This is a genomic window from Vibrio sp. 10N.222.46.A1 (assembly GCF_041473595.1).
GTDB classification, from domain to species: Bacteria; Pseudomonadota; Gammaproteobacteria; order Enterobacterales; family Vibrionaceae; genus Vibrio; species Vibrio tasmaniensis_A.
The window spans coordinates 1-324 of the sequence record NZ_JBFRSN010001161.1; the positions used below are offsets into that span (position 1 = coordinate 1).

Sequence of the window (324 nt, forward strand, 5' to 3'; positions counted from 1 at the left end):
TAACTGAACTAGTAGATGCTGGCATGAACGTTATGCGTCTTAACTTCTCTCACGGTGATTTCGCAGAGCACGGCACTCGTATCGCGAACTTCCGTAAAGTAATGGAAAATAATGGTGAGCAACTTGCGATCCTTCTAGATACTAAAGGTCCAGAAATCCGTACTATCAAACTTGAAGATGGTAACGACGTAGATCTAGTAGCTGGTCAAGAGTTCACTTTCACAACTGACGCAACAGTTGTTGGTAACAAAGACGTAGTAGCAGTAACTTACCTAGGTTTCGCTAAGGACCTAACAGCAGGTAACACTATCCTTGTTGATGATG

The 324-nt window shown here is 42.9% G+C and carries 1 protein-coding gene; it reads left to right on the plus strand.

Features of this window, described 5'->3' with window-relative positions:
* A partial coding sequence (locus AB4496_RS24780; RefSeq protein WP_372132465.1) for a pyruvate kinase occupies positions 1-324 on the plus strand: 324 nt, incomplete at both ends.